The sequence below is a fragment of the Streptomyces sp. NPDC007162 genome (assembly GCF_040634175.1).
GTDB lineage: Bacteria > Actinomycetota > Actinomycetes > Streptomycetales > Streptomycetaceae > Streptomyces.
Window position 1 is genome coordinate 1 of sequence record NZ_JBEYFC010000474.1, and the last position, 6,932, is coordinate 6,932.

General features: G+C 69.6%; 8 protein-coding genes, 1 rRNA gene and 1 pseudogene. All 10 read right to left on the reverse strand.

Annotated features, from left to right (window positions below):
* Positions 1-112 (reverse strand): annotated as a pseudogene (locus tag ABZ646_RS36430) (glycerol acyltransferase); the annotation flags it as partial.
* Positions 113-126: 14 nt separating this feature from the next.
* Positions 127-1,224 carry an NAD-dependent epimerase/dehydratase family protein gene (locus ABZ646_RS36435; protein WP_360528879.1) on the reverse strand — a complete coding sequence of 366 codons (1,098 nt, stop codon included), beginning with the start codon at positions 1,222-1,224 and terminating at the stop codon, positions 127-129.
* Positions 1,225-1,355: 131 nt separating this feature from the next.
* On the reverse strand, positions 1,356-1,454 hold the full coding sequence (locus ABZ646_RS36440; protein ID WP_003948845.1) for an AURKAIP1/COX24 domain-containing protein: 99 nt from the start codon (positions 1,452-1,454) through the stop codon (positions 1,356-1,358).
* 131 nt (positions 1,455-1,585) lie between these two features.
* Positions 1,586-1,795 carry a helix-turn-helix domain-containing protein gene (locus ABZ646_RS36445; RefSeq protein ID WP_360528882.1) on the reverse strand — a complete coding sequence of 70 codons (210 nt, stop codon included), beginning with the start codon at positions 1,793-1,795 and terminating at the stop codon, positions 1,586-1,588.
* 132 nt (positions 1,796-1,927) lie between these two features.
* Positions 1,928-2,743, reverse strand: a complete 816-nt coding sequence (locus tag ABZ646_RS36450) for a phosphatase (protein ID WP_360528885.1) — start codon at positions 2,741-2,743, stop codon at positions 1,928-1,930.
* A 93-nt stretch (positions 2,744-2,836) separates the two neighbouring features.
* Positions 2,837-4,009: an acetoin utilization protein AcuC gene (locus tag ABZ646_RS36455; RefSeq protein ID WP_360528888.1), complete on the reverse strand. Its 1,173-nt coding sequence runs from the start codon at positions 4,007-4,009 to the stop codon at positions 2,837-2,839.
* On the reverse strand, positions 3,960-5,177 hold the full coding sequence (locus ABZ646_RS36460) for an MFS transporter (protein WP_360528891.1): 1,218 nt from the start codon (positions 5,175-5,177) through the stop codon (positions 3,960-3,962). The genes ABZ646_RS36455 and ABZ646_RS36460 overlap by 50 nt, the downstream gene beginning before the upstream one ends.
* Before the next feature lie 139 nt (positions 5,178-5,316).
* A complete protein-coding gene (locus ABZ646_RS36465; protein ID WP_360528894.1) occupies positions 5,317-6,042 on the reverse strand; it encodes a VC0807 family protein in 726 nt (241 codons plus the stop codon).
* A 93-nt stretch (positions 6,043-6,135) separates the two neighbouring features.
* The gene (locus tag ABZ646_RS36470) at positions 6,136-6,780 is read right to left on the reverse strand and encodes an HAD family hydrolase (RefSeq protein ID WP_360528897.1); all 645 of its coding nucleotides are present in this window, start codon (positions 6,778-6,780) and stop codon (positions 6,136-6,138) included.
* Positions 6,781-6,840: 60 nt separating this feature from the next.
* Positions 6,841-6,932 (reverse strand): 5S ribosomal RNA (gene rrf / locus ABZ646_RS36475); the annotation flags it as partial.

A 6,932-nucleotide genomic window follows, 5' to 3' on the forward strand; every position in this document is an offset into this window, starting at 1 on the left:
GCTCACCGCCGCCCTTGCGCCGGCCTCCCGCGCCCCGGCGCCGGGCCGGCCGCTGGGCGCCAGCCCCGCGGGACCGGTCGTCGTCGAACGGAATGACCTTGGCGTCCGCCATCGTTGTTGCGCTCCTCAGTTGGCGCTCTGGGTCGGGGTCTTCGTCGAGGACTTCGCCGGGGTCCTCGTCACCGTGTTCCCGCCGTGCAGCGCGGGCAACGCGGCGATCCGGTCGACGGCCGCGGCCACGGCCTCGGGCGGCAGCAGCCCGGGGGCCTGGGCGCGCACGAAGTCCGCGAACGTCTGCGCCGTCGTGTACTTCGGCCGGAACCCCAGCGTCTCGCGCATCTGGACGGTGTCCACCACCCGGCCGTGCGTGAGCAGCCGGATCTGCTCGGGCGAGAAGTCGCTCATGCCGAGCGTCCGCACCAGCGAGCCGGCCCAGGTGACCGCCGGCAGCAGCAGCGGCACGGTGGGCCGTCCCAGCCGCCTCGAGCACTGCGAGAGCAGCAGCACACCGTCACCGGCGATGTTGAACGTGCCGCTGTTGAGCGTCCCGCGCACGGGCTCGCGCGAGGCGATCCGCAGCACGTCGATGACATCGTCCTCGTGCACGAACTGCAGCCGGGGGTCGTAGCCGAGGACGGTGGGCAGCACGGGCAGCGAGAAGTAGGACGCGAGCGGGGTGTCCGCCGTAGGACCGAGGATGTTGGCGAACCGCAGCACGCACACCGCCACGTCGGGCCGCCTCCTGGCGAACCCGCGCACATACCCCTCCACCTCCACCGTGTCCTTCGCGAACCCGCCGCTGGGCAGCGATTTCGGCGGGGTCGTCTCCGTGAAGACGGCCGGGTCCTTGGGCGCGGAGCCGTACACGTTCGTACTGGACTTGACCACCAGCCGCTTCACGTTCGGCGACTTCTGACAGGCGCCGAGCAGCTGCATCGTCCCGATGACGTTGGTCTCCTTGACGCTGGTCCGGCTGCCGCTGCCGAGCGGTGTCCCGGTCACGTCCATGTGGACGACGGTGTCCGCACCGCTCTCGGCCAGCACCCGGGCGATGGAGGGCTGCCGGATGTCGGTCTGGATGAAGTCCGCCCCGCCCAGGTGGTGCTCCGGCGGCACCGCGTCGACGGCGACGACCCGTTCCACTTCGGGGTCACGCTGAACGCGCCGTACGAACCGGCCCCCGAGCTGACGGGCCACTCCGGTCACGAGCACGACCTTTCCCAAGATCAGCGCCTTTCTTCCGCGTTCCCGTATGCGGGCCAACTTAGCGGGTCGATGTTGCTGCGGAAATGCGTGTGACCCCCCACCGTACTGGTGGGGGGTCACACACAAGCTCTCGCGGCTCGGCGCCGTAATTACTTCTTGTTACGACGCTGAACGCGCGTGCGCTTGAGCAGCTTGCGGTGCTTCTTCTTGGCCATCCGCTTGCGCCGCTTCTTGATAACAGAGCCCACGACTACCCTCGCTCACTTCTCATCACTCGGTGCTGGGCGCCATGGGCCCATACGACCTACGAGGGGCTAGCCTACCCGCCCGAGCGCTGAGGTCGTAATCGAGGTGTTCCGGGGAGGTCCCGGAACCGCCGTCAGACGGTCTCGACCCCCACATAGCTCTCGCGAAGGTACTCGTGTACCGCTTGCTCGGGGACGCGGAAGGACCGCCCCACCCGGATCGCGGGCAGATGACCGCTGTGCACCAGCCGGTACACGGTCATCTTCGACACTCGCATCACCGCGGCGACCTCCGCCACGGTAAGGAACACGACCTCGTTCAGAGGCCTCTGGTCTGCAGCCATGTCACACACCCGAACCTTCCGCACTCGACGGGCCACCGGCTTCCCCTTCCGGTGACTCTTCGTCGTTGCGTGCTCACTCCCCAATGTAGGGGCGGGTGATGCGAGTGGGGAAGAGGTGCACCCATCGGCGGCCTACTGTGACAGACACGCTCGATTGAGTACGTAGCGGGTGAGAGGCATGTAGTACTCAGACCGCACGCCGTCATCAACCGGAACGGCCACCGACACCACCCCCTCGGCCTCTCCCACGAACACCGCAGGGTCATCGGTATCCGCCAGACCGATGGCCTCAAACCCGAGCTGACCTGCACCACAGACCCATCCATGGTCCCCGACCACCAGCTCGGGCAGCGGTCCGCCACCCCCCGCGGCGGCCTCCAGCGCCAGTCGAACCGGCAGTGGCGAGTGCGTGTGGGTACCCGGCGCACAACCGGGGCGTTCACCTCCCGATTCCCGCACCAACCCGACACCTTGTACGTAATCGAGGTTGCACGTACGTAGACCGAACCGGGTCGTTATGTCGACACAGCGACCCTGCGCAGGGGTGAGAACCTCACATCCCGCCGCCGACAGCGCGTCCGCCAGAGCTGCGTAGAAACCGATCAGCCGGTGCGGGTGCCCGGTCCCGAACAACACGGGCACGCGGCGCCGGGCGGCATCCCGCACCCGCTCGGCGAAGGCGTCCAGAGCAGCCACCGTACGTTCCGGGTCGATCACATCATGCCCTGAAACGCACCCGGGATCGTCCGAAACCCCACACTTGCCCGCCATCAACCGGACCAACTCATGCTCGGTCCACGTTCCTTGCGGATCGATTCCGATCAACACCCGGGGATCCCGAGCCGCGAACAACCGATACCGGTGAAGACTCCGCTCCCGGGAGGTGGCCACCACCCCGGCAAGCCCGGCAGCCACCAGATACGCACGAAGCCCACCGACACTCGACACGGCTGAGATGGTGACGCACCCGGTCCCGGAAGAACCCGGAAACGGAAGAACACCCCACGGTTGGCCCAACGCCACAGCGACCGCGGGAACCCCCTACGCCAGCAGCCCCCGCAGCGGGAACACGGCGTGCCGAGTGGCCCGTACCGCCTGGTCCAGCCGGTCCGCGGGGTCGTACCCGGCGTCCCACGACGCCCACCCCACCGGCCACCGCCCGTCCGTCATCCGCCCCGGCCCCAACTGCCGGGTCCGGGCGAACACCTCCTGGCGCCACTCCTCCGGTACCAGCGTCTCCGGCTCGATCTCCCGCCCCGCCGCGATCGCCACCAGATGCGTCCAGGACCGCGGCACCACGTCCACCACCTCGTACCCCCCGCCCCCCAGCGCGACCCACTTCCCACCGGCGTACTCGTGCGCCAGCTCGTGGCAGGCCACCTGCACGGCCCGCTGCGCGTCCAGCGAGACGGCCAGATGAGCCAGCGGATCCTCGAAGTGCGTGTCCGCGCCGTGCTGCGTCACCAGCACCTGCGGCCGGAAGTCGGCGAGCAGCTCCGGCACCACGGCGTGGAACGCCCGCACCCACCCCGCGTCCCCGGTCCCCGCCGGCAGCGCCACGTTCACCGCGGACCCCTCCCCCGCCCCGGCGCCCGTCTCCTCGGGCCACCCGGTCTGGGGGAACAGCGTCCGGGGATGCTCGTGCAGCGAGATCGTCAGGACCCGCGGGTCCTCCCAGAACGCGGCCTGCACCCCGTCCCCGTGATGCACGTCGACATCCACGTAGGCGACCCGCTCGGCACCGAGCTCCAGCAACCGCGCGATCGCCAGCGCGGGGTCGTTGTACACGCAGAAGCCGGACGCGGCCCCCGGCATCGCGTGGTGCAGCCCGCCCGCGAAGTTCACGGCATGATCGGCGTCCCCGCGCCACACCGCCTCCGCGGCCGCCACCGACTGCCCCGCGATCAGCGCGGACACCTCGTGCATCCCGGCGAAGGCGGGATCGTCCACCGTCCCGAGACCGTACGACTGGTCGGCCCCCGCGGGATCCGCCGAAGCCGCCTTCACGGCCTCGACGTAGTCCTCCCGGTGCACCAGCCGCAGCGTCGACTCCCCGGCCGGCTTCGCCGCGACGACCTCCACCGCCCGGTCGAGCCCGAAGGCACCGACCAGACTCCGGGTCAACGCCAGCCGGACCGGATCCATCGGATGGCCCGGACCGAAGTCATAGCCCGTTACTGCCTCGTCCCACATCAGCTGTGCGCGGCCGCTCATGACCGCCACCGTATCGGTCCGGCCTGGTCGCGAACGAACGGGCGTACACCAACGTCACCAGCACCAACACCATCGGCACCAGCATCGCCCCGCGATAGCTCCACGCGTCGCCCAGCGCACCCACCAACGGCGAACCGATCAGGAAGCCGACGTAGTTGAAGATGTTCAACCGGGCGATGGCCGCATCCGAAGCCCCCGGGAACAGCCTCCCCGCCGCCGCGAAGGTCTGCGGCACCAGCACGCACAACCCCAGCCCCAGCAGAGTGAACCCGGCCATCCCGACCCACGCCCCGGGCGCGACCGCCACCACCGCGAACCCGACGGCCGCCACCAGCGCCCCCAGCCGTACGACGGTCACGGCCCCGAACCGCCGCACCCCGAGGTCCCCGATGGCCCGCCCGACCAACGTGGTCACCATGTACACGTTGTACGGCACCGTCGCCAGTTGCTCACTGCTCCCCAGCACGTCCTTCAGGTACTTCGCACTCCAGTTGGAGACGGTCGAGTCCCCGATGTAGGCGAAGGTCATCACCAGGCACAGCGGCAGCAGCACCTTGAAGACGACACCACCACCGGCACCCCGCCCCTCCCCCTCCGCCGCCGGCGCGGGACCGCCGTCCACATACCACCGGCTCCCCAGCAGCGCCGCCGGCAACAGCACCGCCACGACCGGCAGATACGACACCCACAGCGCCAGATGCCAGTGCGCCCCCACCCACGCCAGCGAGGCCCCCAGAATCCCGCCCAGGCTGTACGCGGCGTGGAAGCTGAGCATGATGCTCCGCCCGTACGTCCGCTGCAGACTCACCCCGAGCATGTTCATGGACGCGTCCAGCGCTCCCACGGCGAGCCCGAACACGCCCAGCGCCACCGCCAGCTCGGCCATCTGCCCGCCGGACCCGACGCCGAGCAGCGCCAGCATCACCACGGGCTGGGACCAGCGCAGCAGCCGGCTGGGGCGTATGCGCTTCACCAGCTGCTCGGTGGTGACACTGCCGACACCGGCCAGGATCGGCACGGCGGCGAGAAAGACCGGCAGCAGCGCGTCGGAGACGCCGTACCGGTCCTGGATGGCGGGGATGCGCGTCACCAGCAGCGCGAAGGTGGCGCCCTGGGTGAAGAAGCTGAACGCCAACGAGGCCCTACCGCGCCGCAGCACATCTGTCATGGCGGCGAGCGTAGGGCCCCGGCGTACTCGTGGGTAGATCCAGCCAAAGATGAATTTCCTTCAGCTTCGGCCTGCGCCTCCCGGGCGGCTCCTGGGCAGCTTCTGGGCGGCTCCCGGGCATCTGCCGGTCGGCTGTCGCTCAGGCGGCGACCGTGAGCTCCCGCTCCTGCGCGGCCTCCTGGCGCTTCACCTCGTCGGTGATCAGGCAGGCCATCGGCTCGGCGGCCGCGCCACCGCAGACCACCATCCCGAGGGTGATGGCGACGACCAGGAAGACCGAGCCCAGCCAGACCATGGTGGCCACGGGGATCGTGTAGGCACCGACGACCCGGGCGACGCACTCCGCGACCAGGATCACGCCCCAGATGACGGAGAAGACCCGCTCCTTGCGCAGGAACTCCGCCGACCGGGCCGCGGTGCCGGCCGCCAGCCGCTCCCAGGCCGCCTCCCGGGCCGGGTCCCCCTTCAGCAGGAAGGGCCTGAGTCCCGCCGTCATCATCGGCTTCCCCAGGGCCACCGACACCAGGATCCCGATGCCGACCGTGCTGCTCACCGCGCCGTCCTTGGCGAGCATCAGCCGCGGATCTCCGGAGACGAAGCTGAGTGCCAGCCCGACCACGTTCACGACCAGGATCAGCGCCGCCAGTCCGTTGGCCCTGCGCTCCCTGACCACGCTCCACACGGTCCGCACGGCCGGCACCACGCTGCTCCAGGCGAGCGCCGCGAAGGTGCTCATCCCGAAAGCCCCCTTGAAGAAGTAGTACGACCCGAGAGGCACCGCCACATCCACGAGCAGCGGCCGGAGGTTCTCCAGCACGCTGGGCTGCCGCTTGTTCAGGGACCCGGTGTTCGTCGTCTTCGTCATGCCCTCAGCTTCGCGTCCCGGCCGGGTCCCCCAGTAGGAACGAACGTCCGGAGGTCGGCATGACAATTGTCAGCGCCGAAGCGATGCCCTCGGTCATTCCAGCAGGTCAGTCAAGTGTCCCAGGTCGGAGAAGAGTTGACCGGCATCCCGCAGCCGGTCGGCCGGTGTCATGGCGGTGAACCCGTACACGTCCATCCCGGCCGCGACGGCGGCCTGCACCCCCAGCGGGCTGTCCTCCACGACGGCACAGCGCCCCGGTGCGACCCCCATCCGCTCGGCCGCGTACAGGAACAGATCCGGCGCCGGCTTCCCCCGCCCCACGTCCTGGGAACTGAAGACCCTGGACTCGTCGAACCACCGGTCCAGCCCGGTCGTCCGGTGTCCCACCCGGATCCGCTCATGACTCCCGGAGGACGCCACGCAGTACGGCACCCCGTCCGCCGCCAGTCGCTCCAGCAGTTCCGCCGCCCCGGCGACGGGCTTCAACTCCCGCTCGAAGGCGGCGAACACCCGGGCGTGGAAGACATCGTCGAAGTCGTCCGGCAGCCGCTGCCCGGTGCGCTCCTCGACGAGCTCATGGACCCGGTGCATCGCGGACCCCATGTAGTCCCGTATGGAGTCCTCGTAGGAGGTGGGGTGTCCCAGCTCGGTCAGGTACGCGGCGAGCAGCCGATTGGAGATGGGCTCGCTGTCCACGAGGACGCCGTCGTTGTCGAAGATGACCAGGTCATAGCGCATACGGTCGAGCATAAACGCGAAAAGGCCCACGCCATGTGGCGTGGGCCTTTTCCAATGTTTGTTCGGCGGCGTCCTACTCTCCCACAGGGTCCCCCCTGCAGTACCATCGGCGCTGTGAGGCTTAGCTTCCGGGTTCGGAATGTAACCGGGCG